This is a genomic window from Streptomyces sp. NPDC029044 (assembly GCF_040637495.1).
Lineage (GTDB): Bacteria > Actinomycetota > Actinomycetes > Streptomycetales > Streptomycetaceae > Streptomyces.
On sequence record NZ_JBEZWN010000051.1, the window covers coordinates 1 to 24,997 of the forward strand.

Here is a 24,997-nt window from a genome sequence, read left to right on the forward strand (position 1 = left end):
GGCCACGGGTTTGATCCGACGGGCCCCCGCCCCCGGGGGTGCGGCGGCCCTTCGTAGCAATCCGGTGACCGGTGTCAGCGGACGTCGCCCATCATGGCCTTGACCTTCTTGCGGTACATGTACACCGCGAAGCCCGCGACCACGGCGAGCGCCGCCTCCAGCGCCACGAAGCCCGTCCTGTCGAGGTTGACCCCGCCGACGGCCGGGTTCGACAGCAGCGCGGTGACGGAGTCGCCCGCGGTGACCGCCAGGAACCAGACGCCCATCATCTGCGAGGCGTACTTCGCCGGCGCCATCTTCGTCGTCACGGACAGGCCCACCGGCGACAGGGTCAGCTCACCGACGGTCTGCACGAAGTAGATCGCGACCAGCCACATCGCCGCGGCCTTGTGGCCACCCTCCGCGATCGACAGCGGGGCGAGGAACAGGAAGAAGGACGCACCCACCAGCACCAGGCCGGAGGCGAACTTCACGATGGTGCTCGGCTCCTTGCCGCGCCGGTTCAGCCACAGCCACAGCCAGGCGAAGACGGGCGCCAGCGCCATGATCAGGACCGGGTTGACCGACTGGTACCAGGAGACCGGGAACTCCCAGCCGAAGATCGTGTTGTCGGCGCTCTTCTCGGCGAACAGCGACAGGGTCGAGCCGCCCTGGTCGTAGATCATCCAGAACACGGCGGCGGCGACGAAGAACCAGATGTAGGCCGACACCTTCGAGCGCTCGCCGGAGTCCAGGTCCTTGTCGCGCAGGATGCGGGTGATGACCAGGATCGGCACGATCAGGCCGAGCAGCGTCAGCGGGATGAGCGCCCAGTTCAGGGTGAAGTGGCCGGTACCGCCGACCAGGCCGTAGAAGACCACCGCGACGGCCAGCCAGATCAGGCCCTTGCGCAGGGTGGACGCCTTCTCGGCGGGCGTCAGCGGGGTCGGGACCACGCTGCTCTTCGCGTCCAGGTGGCGGCTGCCGAGCAGGAACTGCACGAGGCCCAGCGCCATGCCGAGCGCGGCCAGGGCGAAGCCCAGGTGCCAGTTGACGTTCTCACCGACGGTGCCGATGACCAGCGGCGCGATGAAGGCGCCGAGGTTGATGCCGATGTAGAAGACCGTGAAGCCACCGTCGCGGCGCGGGTCCTCCGGACCGTCGTAGAGGTGGCCGACCATCGTGGAGATGTTGGCCTTCAGCAGGCCGGAACCGATGGCGACCAGGCCCAGGCCGACGTAGAAGCTCGCGGCGGCGGGCAGCGCCAGGCACAGGTGGCCGAGCATGATGACCACACCCGCGACGGCGACCGTCTTGCGGGGGCCGAGCACCCGGTCGGCGAACCAGCCGCCGGGCAGAGTGAGCAGGTACACCAGCGACAGGTACACGGCGTAGATCGCCGTCGCCGTGCCCGCGCTGAGGTGCAGGCCACCCGGGGCGACCAGGTACAGCGGGAGCAGGGCCCTCATGCCGTAGTAGGAGAAACGCTCCCACATCTCGGTCATGAACAGAGTGGCCAGTCCGCGGGGGTGGCCGAAGAAGGTCTTCTCGGAACCGGGGGTGCCCGGTCGGGCCGAGTCCTTCGTCAGGCTGGACGCCATGGTCGTTCCTTGCTGCTCGGGACGCGCCCCGCGACAGCGGTGGTGCGCCCGGTGGGGGGCTGCCGGCACCGGTGGGTACGGCCGTCCGCCCGACGCCTACGGGGGTCCGCTCCGGGTCCACGGAGCGGTGGGCGGTCGCCACCGGGATCCACGCCTCTACGCGCGTCGCCGCACGAGGAGGCCCGGCCACAGGTCGTTTCTCTCGGGGGCCGGCGGGAACCGGCCCGCACACAAAAGAGACCTTCAGGGCACTTGGCCTCCGAAGGTCGCCGTGGTGCTACAGGCGTCGATTCACCATACGGCAGGACACTGCCGCATATGGAAGGACTTGAGACTCGGATCACAGGTGCAGGGGGAACCGTACACACCGAATCCAAGGTCCTTACTGAAATCGCACCTCAAGGACAGAGGTCCGTAGGCTTACCCCGACAACGTAAGAAACGGGTATGCCAACGGTAAGAATCAAGGCTTCCGGTCACACCCCAGCTCAGGGCGTCGCAGGTCTACCATCACCTCATGACCCGTGTACTGCTCGCCGAGGACGATGCGTCCATCTCGGAGCCGCTGGCCCGCGCTCTGCGCCGGGAGGGCTACGAGGTCGAGGTCCGCGAGGACGGACCCACCGCTCTCGACGCCGGACTGCAGGGCGGCATCGACCTGGTCGTGCTCGACCTCGGCCTGCCCGGCATGGACGGTCTGGAGGTGGCCCGCCGCCTGCGGGGCGAAGGCCACGCCATCCCGATCCTCATCCTGACCGCGCGTGCCGACGAGGTGGACACCGTCGTCGGGCTCGACGCGGGCGCCGACGACTACGTCACCAAGCCGTTCCGGCTCGCCGAGCTGCTCGCGCGCGTGCGGGCCCTGCTCCGGCGCGGCGCCAGCGAGCCGCAGCAGCCGCCCGCCACGCACGGCGTGCGCATCGACGTCGAGTCCCACCGCGCCTGGATGGGCGAGGACGAGCTCCAGCTCACCGCGAAGGAGTTCGACCTGCTGCGGGTGCTGGTGCGCGACGCGGGCCGGGTCGTCACCCGCGACCAGCTGATGCGGGAGGTCTGGGACACCACCTGGTGGTCGTCGACCAAGACCCTGGACATGCACATCTCCTGGCTGCGCAAGAAGCTCGGCGACGACGCGGCCAACCCCCGCTACATCGCCACCGTGCGCGGTGTGGGTTTCCGTTTCGAGAAGAGCTGAGCCGCGGGGCGAGGCACGGGCGATCGGGTAACAGGACATGCGCCGCCGACTGATCCAGTCCACGCTCGCCGTGGTGCTCGTCGTGATCGCCGTCTTCGGCGTCTCGCTCGTCATCGTCGAGACCCGGACGATCAGCAACAGCGCCCAGGAGCGGGTGGAGTCCGAGGCGGTGCGGCTGGCCAGCATCGTCGACAGCCGGCTCTTCGGGGCGCAGCAGGTCGACGCGGACGTGCTGCGCGAGCAGGTCACCCAGGACCACTACTACGCGGTGATCCGCCTCCCCGGTGAGGCGCCGATCGAGGTCGGCACGAAGCCCGCCGGCGACGTCATCAGCGCGACCGCGCCCGGTGAGGAGGGCGAGACGGTCACCGTCCAGGAGCCGCGCTCCTCGGTGACCCGGGAGGTCGGCCGGACGCTGCTGATCATCGCGCTGGTGGCGCTGCTCGCGGTGATCGCCGCGGTGCTGCTGGCGGTCCGCCAGGCGAACCGGCTGGCGTCGCCGCTGACCGACCTCGCGGAGACCGCCGAGCGACTCGGCTCGGGTGATCCGCGCCCCCGGCACAAGCGGTACGGGGTGCCCGAGCTGGACCGGGTGGCCGACGTGCTGGACGGCTCCGCCGAGCGCATCGCCCGCATGCTGACCGCCGAACGCCGGCTTGCCGCGGACGCCTCCCACCAGCTGCGCACCCCGCTCACGGCGCTGTCGATGCGGCTGGAGGAGATCACCCTCACCGACGACCCGGACACGGTGAAGGAGGAGGCGACGATCGCGCTGACGCAGGTCGAGCGGCTGACGGACGTCGTGGAGCGGCTGCTGACGAACTCCCGCGACCCGCGCACCGGCTCCGCCGTCTCCTTCGACCTCGACGAGGTCATCCAGCAGCAGCTCGCCGAGTGGCGCCCGGCGTACCGCAGCGCGGGGCGGGCGATCGTCAGCTCCGGCAAACGGCACCTGCGCGCCGTGGGCACGCCCGGCGCGGTCGCGCAGGTCCTGGCCGCGCTGATCGAGAACTCCCTCATGCACGGCGGCGGCACGGTCGCCCTGCGCACCCGCGTCATCGGCAACCAGGCGGTCATCGAGGTCACGGACGAGGGCCCCGGCGTCCCCGCCGACCTCGGCGCCCGCATCTTCGAACGGGCGATCAGCGGCCGCAACTCCACGGGCATCGGCCTGGCGGTGGCCCGTGACCTGGCGGAGGCCGACGGCGGCCGCCTGGAGATGCTCCAGACCAAGCCCCCGGTCTTCGGCCTCTTCCTGTCCCGCACGGCCCTGTCCAAGCCCCAGGACGACGAGCCGATGGTCCGCTAGGCGGCCGGGGCTAGGGGACCTGCTGCCTCGCCTTGCGAGGGCCGGCCGGGTCGTTCTGCGGGACCGGGGCCGGGCCCGTCGCCGCCGGTGTCTCCCGGGCGGGCAGCGCGCGGAAGACCCAGGAGCGGTAGGACCAGAAGCGGAACAGGGTCGCGACGCCGATGCCGAGGAACTTGAAGACGTTGTTCTGGAGCGGGGTGTTCCAGCCGAAGCCGTACGTGGCCGCGTACAGGACGCCGTTCTCGATGACCAGGCCGATCGCGCTGAACAGCAGGAACAGGGTCATCTCACGGGTGCGGCGGCTCTTGTCGCGGTCGCGGTACGTGAAGTAACGGAAGCCGATGTAGTTGAAGACGATCGCGACGACGGTCGCGATGACGCTCGCGCGCACCACCTGGAGGTCGGTGGTGTGCCGCACCAGGTTGAAGACGACGAGGTTGACCAGCACCCCGGCACCGCCCACCGCGCCGAACTTGGCGACCTCGTGAACGAGCCGCCGGAGCCGAGAGGCACCATGTCCCATGGCCGTGCAGGCCCCCGTCCGTGTGTCGGCGTCAACCCAGCCATGCTAACCACCCTCCCGCGCGATCTTCCTGTGGATGCCCGTGGACGGCCGGAGATGGTCCGGACGGGGTGGGGGAGGGCGGGAAACCGGCCACTCCGGCTCGGCCATTACCCTGGGGGAGTGACGTTCCCGGTAGTCGGCATGGTCGGCGGTGGCCAGCTCGCTCGTATGACACACGAGGCGGGCATCCCGCTGGGCATCAGGTTCAAGCTTCTCAGTGACACCCCGCAGGACTCCGCTGCGCAGGTCGTGAGCGATGTCGTCATCGGCGACTATCGCGACCTCGACACGCTGCGCGAGTTCGCCCGTGGGTGCGATGTGATCACCTTCGATCACGAACACGTGCCCACCGAGCACCTCCGGGCCCTGGAGGCGGACGGCATCCCCGTGCGCCCCGGCCCCGACGCGCTCGTGCACGCCCAGGACAAGGGGGTGATGCGCGCGAAGCTCGACGCGATCGGCGTCCCCTGCCCCCGGCACCGGATCGTCTCCGATCCGCAGGACGTGGCCGCCTTCGCGGCCGAGGGCGAGGGATTCCCGGTCGTCCTCAAGACCGTCCGCGGCGGCTACGACGGCAAGGGCGTGTGGGTCGTCGACTCCGTAGAGGAGGCCGCCGACCCGTTCAAGGCCGGAGTCCCGGTGCTCGCCGAGGAGAAGGTCGACTTCCTGCGCGAGCTCGCCGCCAACGTCGTCCGCTCCCCGCACGGCCAGGCCGTCGCCTACCCGGTCGTGGAGTCCCGCCAGGTGGGCGGCGTCTGCGACACGGTCATCGCCCCGGCGCCCGACCTCGACGAGGGTCTCGCCGTCCGGGCCTCGGAGATGGCCCTGAACATCGCCAAGGAACTCGGCGTCGTCGGGCACCTCGCCGTCGAGCTGTTCCAGACCCGCGACGGCCGGATCCTCGTCAACGAGCTAGCGATGCGCCCGCACAACTCCGGCCACTGGTCGATGGACGGCGCCGTCACCAGCCAGTTCGCCAACCACGTCCGCGCGGTCCTGGACCTGCCCCTCGGCGACCCGCGACCGCGCGCCGGGTGGACGGTCATGGTCAACGTCCTCGGCGGCGACTACCCGGACATGTACTCCGCGTACCTGCACTGCATGGCCCGCGATCCCCAGCTCAAGATCCACATGTACGGCAAGGACGTGAAGCCCGGCCGCAAGGTCGGCCACGTCAACACCTACGGCGACGACCTCGACGACGTGCTGGAGCGCGCCCGTCACGCTGCCGGCTACCTGAGAGGCACCATCACCGAATGAGCCCTGTTGTTGGCATCGTCATGGGGTCGGACTCCGACTGGCCCGTCATGGAGGCCGCCGCCAAGGCCCTCGACGAGTTCGAGATCGCCTACGAGGTCGACGTCGTCTCCGCGCACCGCATGCCGCGCGAGATGGTCGCCTACGGCGAGCAGGCCGACGCCCGCGGGCTCAAGGTGATCATCGCCGGGGCGGGTGGCGCCGCCCACCTGCCCGGCATGCTCGCCTCCGTGACCCCGCTGCCCGTCATCGGTGTGCCCGTGCCGCTGAAGTACCTCGACGGCATGGACAGCCTCCTGTCCATCGTGCAGATGCCGGCCGGTGTCCCCGTCGCCACCGTCTCCGTCGCCGGGGCCCGCAACGCCGGTCTGCTCGCGGCCCGCATCCTCGCCGCGCACGACGAGGAACTGCGCTCCCGCATGCGCGAGTTCCAGCAGGAGCTCAACGACCAGGCCACCGAGAAGGGCAAGCGCCTGCGCTCCAAGGTCGAGGGCGCGGCCGGGTTCGGCTTCGGCGCCGGGAAGTGACGACGATGACCTCCCTGGAGGCGGCCCGGGAACTCCTCGGCGAGTTCCCGGTCGTCGACGGCCACAACGACCTGCCCTGGGCGCTGCGCGCGCAGGTCCGCTACGACCTCGACGCGCGGGACATCGCCGCCGACCAGAGCGCCCACCTGCACACCGACATCCCCCGGCTGCGCGCGGGCGGGGTCGGCGCGCAGTACTGGTCGGTGTACGTCCGCACGGATGCGCCCGACCCGGTCGCCGCCACGCTCGAACAGATCGACTGCGTACGCCAGTTGATGGCCCGCCACCCCGGCGACCTGCGCCCCGCGCTCACCGCCGCCGACATGGAGGCCGCGCGTGGGGAGGGCCGCATCGCCTCGCTCATGGGGGCGGAGGGCGGCCACTCCATCGCCAATTCCCTGGGCACCCTGCGCGGTCTGTACGGCCTCGGTGTGCGGTACATGACCCTCACCCACAACGACAACGTGGACTGGGCGGACTCCGCGACCGACGAGCCGAAGGCCGGCGGTCTCACCGCGTTCGGCCGCGAGGTCGTCCGGGAGATGAACCGGCTCGGCATGCTCGTCGACCTCTCGCACGTGGCGGCGACGACCATGCGGGACGCGCTCGACGCGAGCTCGGCCCCGGTGATCTTCTCCCACTCCTCCGCACGGGCCGTGTGCGACCACCCGCGCAACGTCCCGGACGACGTCCTGGAACGGCTGCCCGCCAACGGCGGCATGGCGATGGTGACGTTCGTACCGAAGTTCGTGCTCCAGGCGGCGGTCGACTGGACGGCCGCGGCGGACGAGAACATGCGCGCCCACGGCTTCCACCACCTCGACACCACCGCGGAAGCCATGAAGGTCCACCGCGCCTTCGAGGAGCGGCACCCGCGGCCGGTCGCGACGGTGGCGACGGTCGCCGACCACCTGGACCACATGCGCGAGGCGGCCGGCATCGACCACATCGGCATCGGCGGCGACTACGACGGCACCGCCTTCACCCCCGAGGGTCTCGCCGACGTCGCCGGCTACCCGAACCTCCTCGCGGAACTGCTCGACCGCGGCTGGTCCAAGGCCGACCTGGCCAAGCTGACCTGGAAGAACGCGGTCCGGGTCCTGGACGCCGCCCAGGACGTGGCCCGGGGGCTTCAGGCGACGCGGCCGCCGTCCAACGCCACGATCGAGTCGCTGGACGCGCCCGCCGGCTGATCGTCGAGGGCGGGGTAGTCGGTGTAGCCGGCCGCCCCGCCGACGTACATGAAGTACCGGTCGCGCGGCTCGTTGAGCGGCGCTCCGAGCCGCAGCCGGGTCACCAGGTCGGGGTTGGCCAGGAAGGGCCTGCCGAGGGCGATCAGGTCGGCCCCGGCGGCCAGCAGCGCCTCCGACGCCCGGTGCACGGACGCGGTGGAGACCTCGTCCAGTACCGGGTTGGCGACGATCACGCCGGGCCATGCGGCGCGCACCGTCCGGAACACCGTGGTCTCCGGGTCGGCGTACCCCAGGTGCAGATAGGAGAGCCCGAGTCCGCCGAGCCGTTCGGCGAGCGCCGGGTAGAGCTCGTCCGTCTCGCCCTCCGCGATGCCGTTGACGGTGTTCCCGGGGGAGACCCTGAGTCCCACCCGTTCGGCGCCGATCTCGGCGGCCACGGCCTCGGTCACCTCGGACGTGAACCGGATCCGGGCGGCGGGCGAACCGCCGTAGCCGTCGGTGCGGAGGTTGGTGTTGCGGGCCAGGAACTGGTGCAGCAGATGGCCGTTGGCGGAGTGCACCTCCACTCCCTCGAACCCGGCGTCCCGTGCGTTGCGGGCGGCCTTCGCGAAGTCCGCGACGGTGGTGCGGATGTCCTCGGCGGTCATCTCCCTGGGCACGACGGCCGGCCGGTGCCCCTCCGGCGTGAAGATCGTCTCCGGCAGCGCGACGGGCGAGGGGGCGACCGGGGTGAGACCGCTGGTCGCGGGGTGGCCGACCCGGCCGCCGTGCTGGAGTTGCAGGAACATCCGGCCGCCCGCGTCCCGTACCGCGTCCGTCACCCGCCGCCAGCCGGTCACGTGTGCCGGGCTGTGGACGGCGGTGATGTTCGGGTACGTCTGCCCGACCGCGTTCGGTGTGGCGGCCTCGGCGATGATCAGCCCGGCCGAGGCGCGCTGCGCGTAGTACTCGGCCATGAGCGGGGTCGGGGTGCCGTCGGCCTCGGCCCGGTTACGGGTGAGCGGTGCCATCACCAGACGGTTGGGCAGGTCCAGGGCGCCGAGCCGGGCCGGTGCGAAGAGTGCTGTCGAATGCGTCATGCCGGTACGCTAGAACCTGACACCAATGTCAGATTCAAGTCCGGGGGTGCCACGTGCGGATCGGTGAACTGGCCCGGCGCACCGGCGTGAGCGAGCGGTCGCTGCGCTACTACGAGAAGCAGGGCATGCTCTACGCCGAGCGGACCCCGGGCGGGCACCGGGAGTACCCGGAGGCGGCCGTGGACCGGGTCATCCGGATCCAGGAGCTGTTCGCGGCGGGACTGTGCAGCGAGAAGATCGGCCGGCTGCTGCCCTGCATGCGGGACACCGACGGCGGCCCCTCCGCCGCCGCCACGCCGAAGCTGGTCGCGGAACTCACCGCCGAGCGCGCCCGCATCGACCGGATGATCGACGACCTGCTGCGCTCCCGGGACACCCTGGACGAGGTCATCGAGGCGGCCCGGCTGCCCTGAGGGCACCCGCGCGCCGGACCGGAGCCGTACTCCGAACGCCCCGCCCACCAGGAACCGCTCCCCGCGCCGTGCGACGGTGACCGTACCTCACGAACGACCGTACGGAGCCGCCATGGCAGACCTCCAGGACGACCTGCGCCCCACCGCCGCGGCCGCCGGCGAGTTCGACGAGCTGGCCGAACCGTACCCGGACGAGGGCATCGTCACGGCGGAGTCCTACGAGCCCGTCTCCGACCCGGACGACGCGCCCATGACCCGGGCCCGCGCCATCCTCACCGCACACCCCGTCGCCGACGGCTACAACGGACTGCCCTGGGCGCTCAAGCGCCTGTCCTGGTACGACCTGGAGGACGGCGAGAGCACCGTCGACACGGATGTGCCCCGGCTGCGCAGCGGCCATGTGGGCGCCCTCTTCTGGTCGTTGCACCTGCCCGAGGGCCTCGACGGCGACCGGGCCGTCGGCGCCACGCTGGAGCAGCTGGACCTGGCCAAGACCGTCGTCCGGACCTGTGAGGAGGGCCTGCGGCCGGCCTGCACGGCCGGGCAGGTCGCGGACGCCCGCAACTGCGGCCGTGTGGCCGTGCTCCTGGGCCCCGCCGGGGCCCCTGCCCTGGGCGACTCGCTCGGCATCCTGCGCCAGCTGCACCTGCTCGGCCTGCGCGTCCTCACGCTGACCGGGGTGTCCTGGGCGAGCGAGGCCGGCCTGACCCGGTTCGGTGAGGAGGTCGTGCGTGAGATGAACCGCCTCGGCGTGATCGCGGACCTCTCCGGCGCCTCCGCCCAGACCCTGCGCCGTGTCCTGAGCCTGTCCCGGGCGCCCGTGCTGTGCAGCCGCTCGGCCGCCCGCACCCTGCGCCCCCACCCGGCCAACCTCCCCGACGACCTGCTGGCGGAGCTGGGCGCGGCCAAGGGGCTGTGTCTGGTGCCGCTGACCGCCGAGCAGACCGGCCCGACCGTCCGCGATGTCGCCGACCATCTCGACCACATCCGCGCCGTGGCAGGGGCGCAGTGCGTCGGGCTGTCCGGCACCTACGACTCCGGGGCCGCCCACCCGCAGGAGCTGGGTGACACCTCCTGCTATCCGCGGCTGATCGCCGAGCTGCTGCGACGCGGCTGGGAGGAAGCCGATGTGGCCCTGCTGACCTGGGGCAACGTGCAGCGCGTGCTGCGCGGCGCCGACTTCACGGCCCGCGCCGCACAGCAGCGCCGCGAACCGTCGACGGCGACGATCTCGGAGCTGGACGCCTGAGCGGCTTGTGATCAGCCGGACTCGATCCGGCACAGGCAGAACGGGTGCCCCGCCGGGTCGGCGTAGACGCGGAAGTCCTTCTTCACGTCGTCCTCCTTGTCCAGCACCCGCGCGCCCAGCGCCAGCACCCGCTCCTCGGCCGCGTCGATCTCGTCCCAGGTGGACCCGGCGTCGAAGTCGAGGTGGAACTGCTGGGCGTTGCGGTCCTCCCGCGGCCACTCCGGCGGGGTGTGGCCGGGAGAGCGCTGGAAGGCGAGCCGGGGCCCGCCGGGAACGCGCAGCACAAGCCAGTCGGGGTCGTCGTCCTCCTGCTCCGGCGTACCGCCGACGACCTGCGCGTAGAAGCGGGCCAGCGCACGGGGGTCGGGGCAGTCGACGACGACGGAACGGAAACGTGCCACGGCGGACATGGGGCCTCCGGGGTCAGCAGGCGCAGAGGCAGAACGGGTGCCCGGCCGGGTCGGCGTAAACCCGGAAGGTCCGCTCCCGGTCCTCGGCGTCCAGCGGCTTCGCCCCGAGGGCCAGCACGCCCTTCTCGGCCGCGTCCAGGTCGTCCACCACGAGGTCGAGGTGGAACTGCTGCGCGCCGTCGGGAGACGGCCACGTCGGAGGCACGTACGCGGGGGATGCCTGGAAGGCCAGCGGTGTACCGCCCGGCACCTTCAGGTCGACCCACTCCTCCTCCCCGTCGCTCTCCACCGTCGGCGTGCCGCCCAGCACCTCCGCGTAGAAACCGGCCAGCGCGCGCGGGTCGGGACAGTCCAGGACGACGACGCCCAGCTTGGCGAGAGTCATGACTTCCTCCTTGAAGCCGCCGTTACCCGCAAAGGCGGGCAACCAGTAACCGTTACTGCATGCTCCCCCATGGGCGGTAACATCGCAAGGGGAATCGCGAGAGGTACGGTCCAGCCATGACGGAGAGATCGCCCGCGCCCGGCGGCCTGGCCTTGGTCGAGGCCCTGGTGAACACGCTGGACATCGAGTCCGGCGCCGACGCGCTGGACACCCCCGAGGGCCGCGCGCGCCTCGGCGTCACCGCGGACGGGACGGAGCGGGCCCGCGCCCTGCGCGAATCCCTGCGCGCGACCCTCCTCGCCCACGCCGGCCACGTGCCGCACCGCGAGGTCATCCCCCTCGGCACGCTTCTGGCCGAAGCCCCGCTCCTCGTCACGGTCGACGCGGTGGACGGCTCGGCCGCCCTCACCCCCGCCGACGACCGTTCCCTGCACGCGCGTGTGGCCGCCGCCGTCGCGGAGGCCCTGGTCGCCGGCACCTGGATCCGCCTCAAGGCCTGCGAGGCCGCCGACTGCCACTGGGCGTACTACGACCGCAGCCCGGCAGGCCGCGGCCGCTGGTGCTCCATGCAGGTCTGCGGAGCCCGCGCCAAGATGCGCCGCTACCGGGCCAAGGAGGCAGAGGGATAGCGGCCCCGCCGCACTGCCGGGTGGTGCAGAATGCACGAAGGCGCCGGTTCGGCCGACTGAGCCTCGGCCGAACCGGCGTCACCTGTCTCCGCGTCCGCTCGCGCCCTCAGGCCTTCGGACGCCCCATCGCCCGGTACGTCCAGCCGGCCTTGCGCCACAGCGCCGGGTCCAGGGCGTTGCGACCGTCCAGGATGAGGCGGACCGCCGCGACCTCGCCGAGCGCCTCGGCGTCCAGCTCGCGGAACTCCCGCCACTCCGTCAGATGCAGCACGATGTCGGCGCCGCGCACGGCCTCCAGTGCCGAGTCGGCGTAGCCGAGGGTCGGGAACACCCCGCGGGCGTTGTCCATGCCCTTCGGGTCGTACACGGTGACCTGGCCGCCCTGGAGGTGGATCTGCCCGGCGACGTTCAGCGCGGGGGAGTCCCGCACGTCGTCCGAGTCGGGCTTGAACGTCGCGCCCAGTACCGCCACGCGCTTGCCCAGGAACGGCCCGCCGCCCAGCGCCTGCCGGGCCAGCTCCACCATCTGCCCGCGCTGGCGCATGTTGATCGAGTCGATCTCCCGCAGGAAGGTCAGCGCCTGGTCCGCGCCCAGCTCGCCGGCGCGCGCCATGAACGCCCGGATGTCCTTCGGCAGACACCCGCCGCCGAAGCCGATCCCGGCCCTCAGGAACTTCTTCCCGATCCGGTCGTCGTAGCCGATGGCCTCCGCCAGTTTCGCGACGTCACCGCCCGCGGCCTCGCACACCTCCGCCATCGCGTTGATGAACGAGATCTTCGTGGCGAGGAAGGAGTTCGCGGAGGTCTTCACCAGCTCCGAGGTCGGGAAGTCCGTGACCACGAACGGCGAGCCCTCGGCGATCGGCGTGGCGTACACCTCCCGCAGCAGCTTCTCGGCCCGCTCGCTGCGCACGCCCACCACGAGACGGTCGGGGTGCAGCGTGTCGTCGACGGCGAAGCCCTCGCGCAGGAACTCCGGGTTCCACGCCAGCTCGGCGTCCTCACCGGCGGGCGCGTGCGCGGCCAGGTAGGACGCGAGGCGGTCCGCGGAGCCGACCGGCACGGTCGACTTGCCGACGACCAGTGCCGGACCGTGCAGATGCGGCGCCAGCGAGGCGATCGCGGAGTCGACGTAGCTCATGTCGCAGGCGTACTCGCCGTGCCGCTGCGGGGTGTTCACACAGACGAAGTGCACATCGCCGAAGGCGCCGACCTCGGCCCAGTCCTGGGTGAAGCGCAGCCGGCCGCTGGAGCCGTCGATGCCGGCGACGTGCTTGCGCAGCAACTCCTCCAGGCCCGGCTCGTACATCGGGGCCTCGGCGCGCTCCAGCTTCTCGATCTTCTCGCGCACGACGTCGAGGGCGAGCACCTCGAAGCCCAGCTCGGCCATGGCCGCCGCGTGTGTCGCGCCGAGATAACCGGTGCCGATCACGGTGATCTTCAGGGCCATGGGTGCTCCAGGGGTCTACGGCATGCGGTGCGCGCCCGAGCATAGCCGGGGCATGACGGCGCGCTTCACTGGGCAACTTTTCCGCTGTCGCCTAGCTCACGTATCACTCGGGTGGGCGACCCCATAAACTTTTGATTACTTAACGGTAGTTAGCGTCAGCATCGCAGCGTTTTGGAGCGTGAGAGACCTTGGCCGGATCGGCTGACTTCGACCTGTACCGCCCGTCCGAGGAGCACGACATGCTCCGTGACGCCGTCCGCTCGCTGGCCGAGGCGAAGATCGCGCCGCACGCCGCCGCGGTGGACGAGGAGGCCCGCTTCCCCCGCGAGGCCCTCCAGGCGCTGGTCGCGAACGACCTGCACGCCGTGCACGTACCCGAGGAGTACGGCGGCTCCGGCGCCGACGCGCTGGCCACCGTCATAGTGATCGAGGAGGTCGCCCGGGTCTGCGCCTCCTCCTCCCTCATCCCGGCCGTGAACAAGCTGGGCTCCCTGCCGGTGATCCTCTCCGGCTCCGAGGACCTGAAGAAGAAGTACATGACCCCGCTCGCCAAGGGCGACGGCATGTTCTCCTACTGCCTCTCCGAGCCGGACGCCGGCTCCGACGCCGCCGGCATGAAGACCAAGGCCGTCCGCGACGGCGACTTCTGGGTCCTCAACGGCGTGAAGCGCTGGATCACCAACGCGGGTGAGTCGGAGTACTACACGGTGATGGCCGTCACCGACCCCACCAAGCGCTCCAAGGGCATCTCCGCCTTCGTCGTCGAGAAGTCCGACGAGGGCGTCTCCTTCGGCGCCCCCGAGAAGAAGCTCGGCATCAAGGGCTCCCCGACCCGCGAGGTCTACCTCGACAACGTCCGCATCCCCGCCGACCGCATGATCGGCGAGGAGGGCACCGGCTTCGCCACGGCGATGAAGACCCTCGACCACACCCGCATCACCATCGCCGCCCAGGCCCTCGGCATCGCCCAGGGCGCCCTCGACTACGCCAAGGGCTACGTCCAGGAGCGCAAGCAGTTCGGCAAGCCGATCGCCGACTTCCAGGGCATCCAGTTCATGCTCGCCGACATGGCCATGAAGATCTCGGCCGCCCGCGCCCTGACCTACCAGGCCGCCGCCGCCTCCCAGCGCGTCGACGCCGACCTCACCTACCTGGGCGCCGCCGCCAAGTGCTTCGCCTCGGACGTGGCGATGGAGGTCACGACGGACGCCGTCCAGCTCCTCGGCGGGTACGGCTACACCCGCGACTACCCGGTGGAGCGCATGATGCGCGACGCCAAGATCACGCAGATCTACGAGGGCACGAACCAGGTTCAGCGCATCGTCATGGCGCGCAACCTGCCGTAGCCCCGTCTCCCGGGGGCCGGACGTCCGGCCCCCGGCGCGCTCACAGGAAGCGCCGGATCGGGGTCACCGCGGCCTCGGCGAGGCGCATGGGCAGGGGCCGCCGCTCCCAGCGGCGGGGGTCGATCGGCTCGCTCCGCTGCCGGTCGGCCTCGAAGTCCGCGTCGAGCTCCGCCGTGAAGTCCTCGTCCAGGACGGCCAGGACGACCTCCTCGTCGTGCTCCAGGGAACGGCGGTTGAAGTTGGTGGAGCCGATGAGGGAGCAGACCCCGTCCACGGTCATGATCTTCGTGTGGAGCATCGTCGGCTGGTACTCCCGCACCTCCACACCGGCGTCCACGAGCGTCTGGTAATGCTGCCGACCGGCCAGCAGGCACGCCCGCTGGTCGGTGTGCGGGCCGGGCAGCAGGATCTCGACCCGGACCCCGCGGCGGGCCGCCGCGGCCAGCAGACCGATGAAGTAGGTGTCGGGGGCGAAGTACGCGGTGGCCAGCCGCAGGCGTTCCTGCGCCGAGGTGATCAGGACCCGCAGGACCGTCTGCATGTCCTGCCAGCCGAAGGAAGCCGACCCCCGTACGACCTGGACCGTGGCCCGCCCCGGCTGGGCCTGGGCGGTGAAGCGGTCGTGGTCGTCGTAGAGGTCGTCGTGGCACTCGGCCCAGTTCTGCGCGAAGGCCGCGGCGATGCCGTCCACGGCGGGGCCGCGGACCTGTACGTGGGTGTCGCGCCACTCGTCCGGATTCCGGGCGGAGCCGCACCACTCCTGCGCGATGCCCACGCCTCCGGTGAACGCCGTGTGCTCGTCCGTGACCAGCACCTTGCGGTGGCAGCGGTGGTTCTGCCGCATCGGTGACAGGCGCGTGGGTCTGCGGAACCAGGCCACCTCGACGCCCGCCTCGTCCATGGCGTCCAGCAGGTCCCGCTCTATCTCCTTGGCCCCGAAGCCGTCCAGCAGCAGCCGCACCCGGACGCCCGCGCGGGCCCGCTCGGCCAGGGCCGCGGCGAACTCGTGGGCGACCTCGCCGCGCCAGTACACGAACGTCATCATGTCGACGGTGTGCTCGGCGGCCCGGATCGCGGCCAGCATCGCGGGGAAGATCTCGTCCCCGTTCCGCAGCGGCAGCAGCTCGTTGCCCTCGGTCGCGGCGATGCCGATCAGCCGCTCCAGCCGTCTGCGCAGCCGCTGCTTCTGCGCCTCCGGGTCCCTCGGACCCGCGGTCCGCGGTCCGTCGTACATCTGCTGTGTCATGTCTGGGTCTCCCCCCTGCACGGTTTCCGGCCGCCCCGCCCTCGCCGCGCCGGGCCCCCGGCGCGCCTGCAACCCCTTTTTGCCGCTGCCGGGGCTTTCACGCAGAGCCCGCTGAGTCGTGCCTCACAAACGGAGCGGATCACACTCGGGCGGCTCCGCCCTGTGGTGCTCATGGGGCCGGAGGCGTAGGACGAGAGAAGCGGGCGCCGATCCGCGGCTCCCGCCGCCCCTGGGAGGACGTCATGACCCAGCAACCCGCCACCGTCACCCCGCTGAGCAAGGAGATGCAGGACTGCGTCCAGGCGTGCATGACCTGCCACAGCGTGTGCGAGGAGACCATGAGCTCCTGTCTGCAGATGGGCGGCCCGGCCCAGATGCAGATCATGCGCACGGTCATGGACTGTGCCGAGATGACGCGTATGTGCGCCGACATGATGATGCGCCGCTCGCCCCTCATGGCCGAGATGTGCGCGATGTGCGCCCGGGCCTGTGACATGTGCGCCGAGGCGTGTATGTCCATGCCGGAGGACGCGCAGATGATGCGCTGCGCCGAGGCGTGTCGCCGCTGCGCCGAGATGTGCCGCTCGATGTCGGCCGCCTCGATGTGAGCACCGCCTCACGACGAAGGGGGCACCCGCCCGGGTGCCCCCTTCGCGCCGCCCGCCCGCTCAGTTGCCCGAGACGGTGACCGGGTCGTCGTTCTTCAGCTCGTTCACCAGGGTCTTCACCTTCGCGGTGTTCCACTGGAGGTTGCCGTTGGGGCTGTTGCCCGCGATCGGCATGTTCATCGACTTGCCCTCGCCGCCGCTGACGCCCTTCATCGCCCAGAACATGGACGCCAGGTCGAACAGGCTCATGTCCTTGTCGACGACGAGGGTGTCCAGGCCGGCGCTCATGGTCGGGTACAGCTTGAACGGGTTCAGCACCGTGCCCGGAGTGGCGACCTGGTTGGCCAGCGCAGACAGGAACTTCTGCTGGTTCTTCGTGCGGTCCAGGTCGGAGCCCCTGAGGGCGTAGCGGGTACGGACGAAGGCGAGGGCCTGCTCGCCGTCGAGGGTCTGCGTGCCCTTCTTCAGGTCCGCGCCGGACTTGGTGTCCTTGATGTCCTGCGGGATGTTCATCTCGACACCGCCGACCGCGTCCACGATGTTCGCGAAGCCGGCGAAGCCGATCTCCACGTAGTGGTCGATGTGCAGGCCCGTGTTGGCCTCCACGGTGCGGACCAGCAGCTCGGGCCCGTCCTCGGCGTAGGCCGCGTTCAGCTTCGTCTGGCGGCCGGTGGAGGGGTAGAACTTGCCGGAGTCGGAGCCCTTGAACGACGGGATGGTGACGTTCGAGTCGCGCGGCAGCGAGATCAGGGTCGGGGCGCCGCCGCCGGTGTGCAGGATCATCATCGAGTCCGTGCGCTTGCCCTCGGCGGACCCGGTGTGCAGCTTCTTCTTCTCCTCGGCCGACATGCCCTTGCGGCTGTCGGAGCCGACGATCAGGTAGTTCGTGCCCTCGCCCGCCTCCGGACGGTCGATGACCTTCGACAGGTCGACCTCGCGGTTGAGCTTGGAGTCGGCCCAGAAGTACGTGCCGACGCTCGTCACGACCAGCAGTGTCACCAGCGTGATGGCCGTTACCTTGATGCGGCGGCGCCAGTTCGGCGCGGGGCGCGGCTCGTACAGGCCGTCCCCCGGGCCGCCGGGGCCCCTGCCGCCGGGGGAGCCGTAGACCTGGCCGGTGTTGTAGCCGCTGTCATATCCGTCGGGGCCGTGGCCGCCGCCGTCGACGTAGGACGGCTGCGGGGGCACTCCGCCGCCGTACGCCGGGGCGCCGCCGTATCCCGCCTGCCCGGGTGATGCCGCCGGACCGCGGCGGACCTGCCGCATGACACGGGCGCTCTCGGGCTGCGCGCTCGAGCTGCCGCGTCCGTATCGGCTGCCGCGGTTGTCGCCGGAAAATCCCTCGGGCCAGTCATTCATGCGCCCCAGTGTGCAGGTCCCCGTAGTGCGCCATACAAGAGTCGTCGGAAAATCAGAGCACGGCTGTGGCGAAGCTGACACAAATCCCCCACGTGCGGCCTCGGCTTAAGGTAGAGGCCATGACAGACCAGGCCCCAGCTGCGGATTCCGGCAGTCCGGATATCCCGGGCAAGCCGACTTCGGCGTCCCGCACCACCCTCAGCCACATCATGACCCACAACGACACGAACCTTCTGGGGACCGTGCACGGCGGGGTGATCATGAAGCTGGTCGACGACGCGGCGGGAGCCGTGGCCGGACGGCACTCCGGCGGGCCGGCGGTCACCGCGTCCATGGACGAGATGGCGTTCCTGGAGCCGGTCCGCGTCGGTGACCTGGTGCACGTCAAGGCGCAGGTGAACTGGACCGGCCGGACGTCCATGGAGGTCGGCGTCCGGGTCCTGGCCGAACGCTGGAACGAGTCCGCCCCGCCCACGCAGGTCGGCTCGGCGTACCTCGTCTTCGCCGCGGTCGACGCCGACGGCAAGCCCCGCCGGGTCCCGCAGGTCCTCCCGGAGACCGAGCGCGACAAGCGCCGCTACCAGGAGGCCCAGATCCGCCGCACCCACCGCCTGGCCCGCCGCCGGGCGATCATGGACCTGCGGGAGAAGCGGGCGGCCGAGGGCTTCGAGGACTGACGCGCCCCTACGAGCACGCCACCTCGTCGCCCCGCACCACCCCGAACTCACCCTGACCCGGGTCCTCGGCCCGCACCTTCCGCACGCGTTCGAAGTCCGCTCCGGCGATCACCTTCAGCGTCGGGCCCAGGCCCTTGACCGCCCGGAGCTCACTGCCCGGCAGAGCCGCCGCCAGGGACTTGGCGGAGCGGTCCCAGCGGGGGTCGTGAGCGACGACCGTGCGCCTGACGTCACGGGCGGCGGAGTTCACCGGGGCCTTGGTCGTGCGGAAGCCCGTCGACGCCAGGGCCGCGTCCACCCGGCGGCCCAGGCCGGCCGTGCGGGTGCCGTTCTCCACCTGGACGCGGATCTGCTGCGGGGCGACCGGGACGATCCGGGCCGCACCGCGCGACCGGTGCACCGACAGCGGCTGGTCCTGGCGCAGGGCGTGGAAGAGCCGCTCGGACTTCTCGGCGTCCCACTTCAGCGTGGAGCCGACGCCCTTCACGGCGAACCCCATCCGCCCGATCGGGACGGTCGTGAACTCGGAGGAGGAGGGGGAGAAGTTCCGCATGGCGCGGCCCAGGTCCAGCATCTCGTCCGTGCCGAAGCCCTTGTCGGCCCGGACCGAGCCGAGCACCGCCCGCGTCACGTCCCGGAACTTCATCGGGTTGAGGAGGATCCCGGACGAGGTGAGCCGTTCCACGAGAGCCGCCATGAAGCGCTGCTGCCGCTTCATGCGGCCGAGATCGGACGCCCCGTCGACATGGCGGGCGCGGACGAACTGGAGCGCCTGCCCGCCGGCGAGCGTGTGCCGCCCGGCCGGCAGGTTCAGCCCGGTGTGGCTGTCCTTCAGCGGTTCCGCGGTGCAGATCGGCACGCCCCCGACCACGTCAACCGTCTTCATGAAGCTGGTGAAGTCGACCTCCAGGTAGTGGTCGATCTTCACCTTCGTCATGCTCTCGACCGTGCGCACGGTCAGCTGCGGCCCGCCCTCGGCGTACGCGGCGTTGAGCTTGACGGGGTGCCCGTTGTGCCGCTTGCCCGAGACCCGGTCGACGTGCCCCGGCGTCACCGCGTACGAGTCGCGCGGCAGGCTCACCACGCTCGCCCGTTCCCGGTCCTCGGAGATGTGCACGATCATGATCGTGTCGGTGCAGTGGCAGGGGGCGCCGCCCAGCCGGTACTTCTGGCGCTCCTCCTTGCTGATCTTCTCGCGGCCGTCGGTGCCGACCAGCAGGATGTTCATGCCGTGGCCCGCCTGCGGGCGGTTCTTCATGTCCTTGAAGGGGTCGACCCGGGTGATGTCCGCGTCCAGGCTGGTCATCACGGCGTGCCCGATGCCGGCGGAGGCGAGGACCACCACGGACAGCGTGGTGACCGCCCGCATGCCCCAGCGGGGCCGCCGCGCGGGTGGTGCCGGTTTGCGCGCCCGGCGGGGGGCGGGGGGCCGGGGGCGGCGGTGGGGAGCGGCGGTGGACCGAGGGGACCGCGGCGGCGTGGGCATGGGGCACCTCCGGACGACGGCCGTGCGTGGGATCCGTGAAACCGTAGGCCGATACGATCTGCGGCCCGCGCCACCGCCCCGGCGGCGCGCAACGGTGTCCCCCGTTCGCGGTAACGTGAGCCCCCTATGAACGCCAATCCCGACGTGCGGCACCCCGCCGTTTCCGTGATCATGCCCGTCCTCAACGAGGAGCGGCATCTGCGGGGAGCAGTCCAAGCGATCCTCGCGCAGGAGTACGCCGGCGAGATGGAGGTCGTGATCGCCCTCGGTCCGTCCACGGACCGCACGGACGAGATCGCCGCCGAGCTCGTGGCCGAAGACGCGCGTGTCCACACCGTCCCCAACCCCACCGGCCGTACGCCCGCGGCGCTGAACGCGGCGATCAACGCCTCCCGGCATCCGATCGTCGTCCGCGTCGACGGGCACGGCATGCTCTCGCCGAACTACATCGCGACCGCCGTACGGCTCCTGGAGGAGACCGGCGCGCAGAACGTCGGCGGCATCATGCACGCCGAGGGCGAGAACGACTGGGAGCACGCGGTCGCCGCCGCGATGACCTCGAAGATCGGGGTCGGCAACGCCGCCTTCCACACCGGTGGTCAGGCCGGCCCGGCCGACACCGTCTACCTGGGTGTGTTCCGGCGCGAGGCGCTGGAGCAGCAGGGCGGCTACAACGTGGAGTTCATCCGCGCCCAGGACTGGGAGCTGAACTTCCGCATCCGTGAGGCGGGCGGGCTGGTCTGGTTCTCGCCCGAGCTGAAGGTGTCGTACCGGCCGCGGCCGAGCGTGAAGGCGCTGGCCAAGCAGTACAAGGACTACGGCCGCTGGCGGCACGTGGTGGCCCGCTTCCACGAGGGCTCGATCAACCTGCGCTACCTCGCCCCGCCGACCGCCGTGTGCGCGATCGGCGCCGGCCTCCTGGTGGGCGCCCTGCTGACGCCGTGGGGCTTCGTGGTGCCCGGCGGCTACCTCGCGGCGATCCTGCTCGGCTCGGTCCCGGCGGGCAAGGGCCTGCCGCTGAAGGCGCGGCTCCAGATCCCCGTCGCGCTGGCCACGATGCACATGTCGTGGGGCTGGGGCTTCCTGACCAGCCCCCGGGCGCTGGCGAAGAAGGTCATCGCCTCCCGGCGGCCCGCGGTGCGCGCCGACGCCGCCGCGAGCTGACCCGCCCCCGGACACGAAGCGGGGCCCGCCGTCCTCCCGGACGGCGGGCCCCGCTCTCTCATGCCGCGGAGGTGTTCACCACCGGTAGGGCTTGTACACGTCCATGCACTCCGTCTTGTCCGCGCTCAACGCGTCCGCGGAGTCGGGCAGATCGCCCGCCTCGGGCGCCTTCTGCTTCGGGTAGGCCGTGCCCTCCCGCCAGTCGCTGCCGATCGTCAGCGTGGTGGTGACGTCGTCCGTGGCCCGTACCTGGCTGCTCGGGATGCCGACCGCCTTCGCCACCGACAGCGCGTTGGCGCGGCCCTGTTCCCCGGTGCTCTTCGGGTACGTCACCTGCGTGCGGGCGTGCGGGTCCTGCCGGCTCGCGGCGACGGCCTGGGTGAAGCCCTCCCGCTGGAGCGCCGCCACGATCGCGGCGGCCCGTTGCGCAACGGCGGGCCGCTCGTCGCTCGCCGTCCCGTTGACGACGGTGACCGACAGCCCCGCGGCCGGCGCGGCGGCCGGCCCCGTGGCCTTCGCCGATGCCGGGGACTGACCCGAGCCCGCGTCCGCGCGGGCCTTTCCGGCCTTGTCGAAGGAGACGTCGTCGCGGAGCATCGCCCACATCTTGTCGGCGTCCTCCGGCTTGGGCACCAGGTGGTTGCGGTTCAGGGGGTCCTCGATCCACGGCATCGTCGTCATCGTGATGCGGTTCGTCGGGACCGACTTCAGCTGCATGCCGACGTCGTACAGCTCCTTGACCGTGCCGATCTCCTCGGACACCTTCAGCGCCTTCGTGCCCGCCTCGGCCAGGCCCATCAGTCGGCCGGTGTCGGTGAAGACGTTCTGCTCCTTCAGCGTCCGGATCATGGCGTTCATGTACATGTGCTGCGCCTTGGCGCGCAGCGGGTCGCTGCCCCAGGCGTGGCGGGTGCGCAGCCACTGCAGGGCCTCCTTGCCCTGCACCTGGTGCGTGCCGGCCTTCAGCTTCAGTCCGGAGCCGCCGCGCTGGCCGGGCAGCGGCCGGTCCCACACGTTCTGGTTGACGCAGACCGGGACACCGCCGATGGCGTCCGCCATGTCCACCACTCCGGCGAAGTCGACCATCATCCAATGGTTGATGTACACGCCGGTCAGGTTCTGCCAGGTGGCCAGGGTGCAGCCCGGGCCACCGCGCTGGAGCGTCTCGTTGATGATCGTGTTCTTGGCCGGGTAGGTCTCCCCGGTGTCGGGGTCGACGCACTTGGGGATGTCCACCCGGGTGTCCCGCGGGATGCTCACCACGGACGCGCTCTCGCGGTCCGCCGAGACGTGCAGGAGCATCTGCACGTCCGCCAGGGGCTTGCTGCCGACGTTGTCCCTGCTGCCGCCCAGTTTGACGTTCTCCGCGGAGTTCCGGCTGTCCGAACCGATCAGCAGGATGTTCAGCGGGGTCTGGCCCGCCGCATTGGGCCCGGTCTTCTTGACGTCGGACTCGCCGCTGTTGCGTTTGCCCTTGTCTATGTTGCCGTTGAGGTGGCGGTAGTAGAGGTATCCGGCGCCGGCCGTCCCGAGTATCAGTACGGACAGCACGATCGCGAACCAGCGCACTATCCGGCGCCCGCCGCCGCGCCGCCGGCCGCGCCCCCGACGGCCCTGGCCGTCGCTGCCCCCCGCGTCCCCGCCCGCGGCGGACGCCGCCGTCCCCGGACGTTCGTCCTGGGCCAGGCCGCCGCCCGACTCGCGCCGGGTGCTGCCTCCGCGCACGTCACTCTGCGCCATGCCCCTGCCTCCCCACCCCTACGGCCGACCTACGGGTCCGCCCCGCGTCGTGTTCGGATCGCGAGCGACCCGTGCCCGCCCGGACCACGGGTTCCCCCGGTGTTCCGCCGGCGCACGGCCGTCCCCGCTACTGGTTGGACCACTGACATGCCCGGTCGGATGTACACCCGGCCGATTCGTCCGGGCATGCTCCGTCGACCTGTTAGACGCAGGACGGGACGGTCAGGTCACTTCGCGCACTCGACCTTGTCGGCCGTGGCCTTCTGAACGTCCTCCGGAACCTTCGCCGGAGTGGTGAGGGGCACGCCCGCACCCTCGAAGTCCTTGCCGAGGGTCAGCGTCATCGCGGGCACGCCCTGGGAGTTGGTCACGCTCTTGCCCGGCTTCATCGCGGCCCCGGACAGACCCATGATCTCGGCGAGCCGGCGGGCCTGGTCCGCCTCGTCCGGCCCGTACTCCAGCGTGGTCCTGGCGAGCGGCTGCTCCGCGTTGCCCGCGTTCTCGGACTTGGTCACGCCCTCCTGGACCTGTAGCCAGCTGAGGGTCTCCTGGGCGCTGCCCGCGACGGCACCGCCGTTGAGGATCCGGACCCGGACCTCGGAGGCCGGGGCCTTGGTGCCCTTCAGCCGGGCGGCCTCGGCGGCCTTCTCCTTCTTCTTCTGCTGCTTCACGTCGGTCAGCGACACGTCGTCGCGGACCATCGCGAACAGCTGCTGGGCCTGCGGCTCCTTCAGGACCACCGTGGCCTTGACCTTCTCCGCGGGGTTGTCGACGACGGGCACGGTGGCGAACGTGAGGTTCTTCGTGTCGAACTTGCCCAGTTCCGCCCCGAGATCGGCCAGCTTCTTGATCGTGCTGATCTGCGAGTCGACGGTCAGCGCCTTGGTGCCCGCCTCGGCCAGCTTGATCATTTTCGACGGGCTGGTGAGGGTGTCGTTGGACTTCAGCTTGCGCATCATCGAGCCCAGGAACTGCTGTTGCAGCTCGATGCGGCTCAGATCACCGCCGAAGCCCACGGAGTGCCGGGTCCGGACGAAGGCCAGCGCCTCCTCGCCCTCGATCGTGTGCTCGCCCTTGGGCAGGTCGAGCTTGGAGTCCTTGTCCTTGATGTCCTTGGCCAGGCACACGTCGACCCCGCCCACGGCGCTGGTCAGCGTCTTGACCGCGTTGAAGTCGGCCACCATGAAGTGGTCCATCTTCAGCCCGGTGAGCTCGGTGATCGTGCGCATGGTGCAGCTCGGGGTGCGCTCCTCCTGCCCGAGGCTGTTGTTGAAGCGGGTGCGCTGCGTGCCCGGGATGACCTTCTCCGAACCGTCCTCCTGCGTCGTCGGACAGTCCGGGATGTCGGTGATCAGGTCGCGCGGGATGCTCAGCACCGTCGCGTTCGTACGGTCCTTGGAGACGTGCAGCACGAGCGTGGTGTCCGCGTGCCCGGCGCTGTTCTTGTCGCCGTAGCCCTCGTTGCCCTTGCCGGTGCGCTTGTCGGTGCCGACCAGCAGGATGTTGATCGCGCGGTCCTTGCTGAACCCGCCGGTGCCGGCGCCGTCGTCGGAGACGGACGTGATGTTGTTGTTGAGGTGCTCGTAGTAGAGGTAGGCGGCCCCGCTCGCCGCGATCAGTACGAAGGCCAGTGAACCGCCGGTCCACATCAGGACCTTCTTGCCCTTGGTCTTCTTGGGGGCCGGGCGGCGTCCGCGCCGTCCCGCGGCCGCCTCGGGCGCGGCGCCGGTGCGTCTGCGCGGGGAGGGGGCGTCAGCACCGGGTGCCGCGGCCCCGGGACGCCGGGCGGGGGCGGTCCGGCGGGCGCCTGCCGCACCGGCCGATCCGGCCGATCCGGGCGTGCCACGGCCACGGCCACCGGAACCGCGCGGACCGGGAACGGACGACTGCGCTGCGGAAGGGGCCAGTCGCAGTTCGTATTCGCCGGTGTTCGGGTTGAGCACCCATTGGTCTGCGGGGTCGATGTCGTCCGCCCGCCCACGGCCTTGCGCGTCCACGTGCCTGATTCCTCCGTCGGGCCACGCGGCGCCCTCCCCCGGAAGGCGCACGGTGCTGGTCGACCAGTGCACGCCCCAGGACGGACCTCATGGGTGGAGCACTGGATCGCACACACTATCCGCACACTTCGGCG

General features: G+C 71.1%; 23 protein-coding genes. 12 read left to right on the top strand and 11 right to left on the bottom strand.

All coding sequences use genetic code 11. From position 1 onward, the window contains the following. Nucleotides 1-74 precede the first annotated feature (74 nt). On the bottom strand, nt 75-1,580 hold the full coding sequence (locus tag AB0E85_RS30050) for an oligopeptide:H+ symporter (RefSeq protein ID WP_361933611.1): 1,506 nt from the start codon (nt 1,578-1,580) through the stop codon (nt 75-77). Nucleotides 1,581-2,096: 516 nt separating this feature from the next. Between AB0E85_RS30050 and AB0E85_RS30055 the strand changes: the two genes are divergently transcribed. Together AB0E85_RS30055 and AB0E85_RS30060 are read left to right on the top strand one after the other, a co-directional pair. Beyond that, the gene (locus AB0E85_RS30055) at nt 2,097-2,774 is read left to right on the top strand and encodes a response regulator transcription factor (protein ID WP_361933614.1); all 678 of its coding nucleotides are present in this window, start codon (nt 2,097-2,099) and stop codon (nt 2,772-2,774) included. 37 nt (nt 2,775-2,811) lie between these two features. Continuing rightward, on the top strand, nt 2,812-4,083 hold the full coding sequence (locus tag AB0E85_RS30060) for an ATP-binding protein (RefSeq protein ID WP_361933617.1): 1,272 nt from the start codon (nt 2,812-2,814) through the stop codon (nt 4,081-4,083). A 10-nt stretch (nt 4,084-4,093) separates the two neighbouring features. On the opposite strand, the gene AB0E85_RS30065 is transcribed toward AB0E85_RS30060, so the two are convergent. Continuing rightward, complete coding sequence (locus AB0E85_RS30065) at nt 4,094-4,606, bottom strand: GtrA family protein (RefSeq protein ID WP_361933619.1); 513 nt, start codon at nt 4,604-4,606, stop codon at nt 4,094-4,096. Between the two features lie 162 nt (nt 4,607-4,768). Between AB0E85_RS30065 and AB0E85_RS30070 the strand changes: the two genes are divergently transcribed. Genes AB0E85_RS30070 through AB0E85_RS30080 form a run of 3 tightly spaced genes read left to right on the top strand, consistent with a single transcriptional unit; the run spans nt 4,769 to nt 7,625 of the window. Beyond that, nucleotides 4,769-5,908, top strand: coding sequence for a 5-(carboxyamino)imidazole ribonucleotide synthase (locus AB0E85_RS30070; protein ID WP_361933621.1), 1,140 nt, complete (start codon nt 4,769-4,771; stop codon nt 5,906-5,908). Next, the gene (gene purE / locus AB0E85_RS30075; protein WP_361933623.1) at nt 5,905-6,432 is read left to right on the top strand and encodes a 5-(carboxyamino)imidazole ribonucleotide mutase; all 528 of its coding nucleotides are present in this window, start codon (nt 5,905-5,907) and stop codon (nt 6,430-6,432) included. The genes AB0E85_RS30070 and purE overlap by 4 nt, the downstream gene beginning before the upstream one ends. Nucleotides 6,433-6,437: 5 nt before the next feature. After that, nucleotides 6,438-7,625, top strand: coding sequence for a dipeptidase (locus tag AB0E85_RS30080; protein WP_361933626.1), 1,188 nt, complete (start codon nt 6,438-6,440; stop codon nt 7,623-7,625). Here the strand turns inward: AB0E85_RS30080 and AB0E85_RS30085 are convergent. Continuing rightward, a complete protein-coding gene (locus AB0E85_RS30085) occupies nt 7,565-8,704 on the bottom strand; it encodes an alkene reductase (RefSeq protein WP_361933629.1) in 1,140 nt (379 codons plus the stop codon). The two genes, AB0E85_RS30080 and AB0E85_RS30085, sit on opposite strands and share 61 nt — an antisense overlap. A 53-nt stretch (nt 8,705-8,757) precedes the next feature. On the opposite strand from AB0E85_RS30085, the gene AB0E85_RS30090 reads away from it, so the two are divergent. Then, complete coding sequence (locus AB0E85_RS30090; RefSeq protein WP_361933632.1) at nt 8,758-9,117, top strand: MerR family transcriptional regulator; 360 nt, start codon at nt 8,758-8,760, stop codon at nt 9,115-9,117. Between the two features lie 112 nt (nt 9,118-9,229). Continuing rightward, on the top strand, nt 9,230-10,366 hold the full coding sequence (locus AB0E85_RS30095) for a dipeptidase (protein ID WP_361933635.1): 1,137 nt from the start codon (nt 9,230-9,232) through the stop codon (nt 10,364-10,366). An 11-nt stretch (nt 10,367-10,377) separates the two neighbouring features. Here AB0E85_RS30095 and AB0E85_RS30100 read toward each other — a convergent pair whose 3' ends face one another. Further along, nucleotides 10,378-10,776: a VOC family protein gene (locus AB0E85_RS30100; protein ID WP_361933637.1), complete on the bottom strand. Its 399-nt coding sequence runs from the start codon at nt 10,774-10,776 to the stop codon at nt 10,378-10,380. 13 nt (nt 10,777-10,789) lie between these two features. After that, nucleotides 10,790-11,161, bottom strand: coding sequence for a VOC family protein (locus AB0E85_RS30105; RefSeq protein ID WP_361933640.1), 372 nt, complete (start codon nt 11,159-11,161; stop codon nt 10,790-10,792). 116 nt (nt 11,162-11,277) lie between these two features. Here AB0E85_RS30105 and AB0E85_RS30110 point away from each other — a divergent pair, with 116 nt between their 5' ends. Next, nucleotides 11,278-11,790 carry a CGNR zinc finger domain-containing protein gene (locus AB0E85_RS30110; RefSeq protein WP_361933643.1) on the top strand — a complete coding sequence of 171 codons (513 nt, stop codon included), beginning with the start codon at nt 11,278-11,280 and terminating at the stop codon, nt 11,788-11,790. A gap of 106 nt (nt 11,791-11,896) precedes the next feature. Here the strand turns inward: AB0E85_RS30110 and AB0E85_RS30115 are convergent, their stop codons facing one another. After that, complete coding sequence (locus tag AB0E85_RS30115; protein WP_361933646.1) at nt 11,897-13,240, bottom strand: UDP-glucose/GDP-mannose dehydrogenase family protein; 1,344 nt, start codon at nt 13,238-13,240, stop codon at nt 11,897-11,899. A gap of 188 nt (nt 13,241-13,428) precedes the next feature. Here AB0E85_RS30115 and AB0E85_RS30120 point away from each other — a divergent pair, with 188 nt between their 5' ends. Continuing rightward, entirely contained in the window at nt 13,429-14,586 is a 1,158-nt protein-coding gene (locus AB0E85_RS30120) for an acyl-CoA dehydrogenase (RefSeq protein WP_107457134.1), read from the top strand. Between the two features lie 40 nt (nt 14,587-14,626). Here AB0E85_RS30120 and AB0E85_RS30125 read toward each other — a convergent pair whose 3' ends face one another. Then, nucleotides 14,627-15,820 (bottom strand): phospholipase D-like domain-containing protein, encoded by a 1,194-nt coding sequence (locus tag AB0E85_RS30125; protein WP_361933724.1) that lies wholly within the window; start codon nt 15,818-15,820, stop codon nt 14,627-14,629. Between the two features lie 254 nt (nt 15,821-16,074). On the opposite strand from AB0E85_RS30125, the gene AB0E85_RS30130 reads away from it, so the two are divergent. Beyond that, nucleotides 16,075-16,440, top strand: coding sequence for a four-helix bundle copper-binding protein (locus tag AB0E85_RS30130; RefSeq protein ID WP_361933649.1), 366 nt, complete (start codon nt 16,075-16,077; stop codon nt 16,438-16,440). A 60-nt stretch (nt 16,441-16,500) separates the two neighbouring features. Here AB0E85_RS30130 and AB0E85_RS30135 read toward each other — a convergent pair whose 3' ends face one another. After that, entirely contained in the window at nt 16,501-17,799 is a 1,299-nt protein-coding gene (locus tag AB0E85_RS30135) for an LCP family protein (RefSeq protein WP_361933652.1), read from the bottom strand. 119 nt (nt 17,800-17,918) lie between these two features. Here AB0E85_RS30135 and AB0E85_RS30140 point away from each other — a divergent pair, with 119 nt between their 5' ends. Next, nucleotides 17,919-18,476 carry an acyl-CoA thioesterase gene (locus AB0E85_RS30140; RefSeq protein ID WP_202509943.1) on the top strand — a complete coding sequence of 186 codons (558 nt, stop codon included), beginning with the start codon at nt 17,919-17,921 and terminating at the stop codon, nt 18,474-18,476. 7 nt (nt 18,477-18,483) lie between these two features. Here the strand turns inward: AB0E85_RS30140 and AB0E85_RS30145 are convergent, their stop codons facing one another. Further along, on the bottom strand, nt 18,484-19,962 hold the full coding sequence (locus tag AB0E85_RS30145) for an LCP family protein (protein ID WP_361933656.1): 1,479 nt from the start codon (nt 19,960-19,962) through the stop codon (nt 18,484-18,486). Nucleotides 19,963-20,088: 126 nt separating this feature from the next. On the opposite strand from AB0E85_RS30145, the gene AB0E85_RS30150 reads away from it, so the two are divergent. Then, entirely contained in the window at nt 20,089-21,126 is a 1,038-nt protein-coding gene (locus AB0E85_RS30150) for a glycosyltransferase family 2 protein (RefSeq protein ID WP_361933659.1), read from the top strand. Nucleotides 21,127-21,201: 75 nt separating this feature from the next. Here AB0E85_RS30150 and AB0E85_RS30155 read toward each other — a convergent pair whose 3' ends face one another. Together AB0E85_RS30155 and AB0E85_RS30160 are read right to left on the bottom strand one after the other, a co-directional pair. Beyond that, nucleotides 21,202-22,866: an LCP family protein gene (locus AB0E85_RS30155; protein WP_361933662.1), complete on the bottom strand. Its 1,665-nt coding sequence runs from the start codon at nt 22,864-22,866 to the stop codon at nt 21,202-21,204. 227 nt (nt 22,867-23,093) lie between these two features. Then, nucleotides 23,094-24,863 carry an LCP family protein gene (locus AB0E85_RS30160; protein WP_361933665.1) on the bottom strand — a complete coding sequence of 590 codons (1,770 nt, stop codon included), beginning with the start codon at nt 24,861-24,863 and terminating at the stop codon, nt 23,094-23,096. Between the last annotated feature and the right edge of the window lie 134 nt (nt 24,864-24,997).

Bases quoted from the DNA above. Each gene is read 5' to 3' on its own strand.
- AB0E85_RS30050 (WP_361933611.1), bottom strand. From the start codon at position 1,580: ATGGCGTCCAGCCTGACGAAGGACTCGGCCCGACCGGGCACCCCCGGT.
- AB0E85_RS30055 (WP_361933614.1), top strand. From the start codon at position 2,097: ATGACCCGTGTACTGCTCGCCGAGGACGATGCGTCCATCTCGGAGCCG.
- AB0E85_RS30060 (WP_361933617.1), top strand. From the start codon at position 2,812: ATGCGCCGCCGACTGATCCAGTCCACGCTCGCCGTGGTGCTCGTCGTG.
- AB0E85_RS30065 (WP_361933619.1), bottom strand. From the start codon at position 4,606: ATGGGACATGGTGCCTCTCGGCTCCGGCGGCTCGTTCACGAGGTCGCC.
- purE (WP_361933623.1), top strand. From the start codon at position 5,905: ATGAGCCCTGTTGTTGGCATCGTCATGGGGTCGGACTCCGACTGGCCC.
- AB0E85_RS30080 (WP_361933626.1), top strand. From the start codon at position 6,438: ATGACCTCCCTGGAGGCGGCCCGGGAACTCCTCGGCGAGTTCCCGGTC.
- AB0E85_RS30085 (WP_361933629.1), bottom strand. From the start codon at position 8,704: ATGACGCATTCGACAGCACTCTTCGCACCGGCCCGGCTCGGCGCCCTG.
- AB0E85_RS30095 (WP_361933635.1), top strand. From the start codon at position 9,230: ATGGCAGACCTCCAGGACGACCTGCGCCCCACCGCCGCGGCCGCCGGC.
- AB0E85_RS30100 (WP_361933637.1), bottom strand. From the start codon at position 10,776: ATGTCCGCCGTGGCACGTTTCCGTTCCGTCGTCGTCGACTGCCCCGAC.
- AB0E85_RS30105 (WP_361933640.1), bottom strand. From the start codon at position 11,161: ATGACTCTCGCCAAGCTGGGCGTCGTCGTCCTGGACTGTCCCGACCCG.
- AB0E85_RS30110 (WP_361933643.1), top strand. From the start codon at position 11,278: ATGACGGAGAGATCGCCCGCGCCCGGCGGCCTGGCCTTGGTCGAGGCC.
- AB0E85_RS30115 (WP_361933646.1), bottom strand. From the start codon at position 13,240: ATGGCCCTGAAGATCACCGTGATCGGCACCGGTTATCTCGGCGCGACA.
- AB0E85_RS30125 (WP_361933724.1), bottom strand. From the start codon at position 15,820: ATGTACGACGGACCGCGGACCGCGGGTCCGAGGGACCCGGAGGCGCAG.
- AB0E85_RS30130 (WP_361933649.1), top strand. From the start codon at position 16,075: ATGACCCAGCAACCCGCCACCGTCACCCCGCTGAGCAAGGAGATGCAG.
- AB0E85_RS30135 (WP_361933652.1), bottom strand. From the start codon at position 17,799: ATGAATGACTGGCCCGAGGGATTTTCCGGCGACAACCGCGGCAGCCGA.
- AB0E85_RS30140 (WP_202509943.1), top strand. From the start codon at position 17,919: ATGACAGACCAGGCCCCAGCTGCGGATTCCGGCAGTCCGGATATCCCG.
- AB0E85_RS30145 (WP_361933656.1), bottom strand. From the start codon at position 19,962: ATGCCCACGCCGCCGCGGTCCCCTCGGTCCACCGCCGCTCCCCACCGC.
- AB0E85_RS30150 (WP_361933659.1), top strand. From the start codon at position 20,089: ATGAACGCCAATCCCGACGTGCGGCACCCCGCCGTTTCCGTGATCATG.
- AB0E85_RS30155 (WP_361933662.1), bottom strand. From the start codon at position 22,866: ATGGCGCAGAGTGACGTGCGCGGAGGCAGCACCCGGCGCGAGTCGGGC.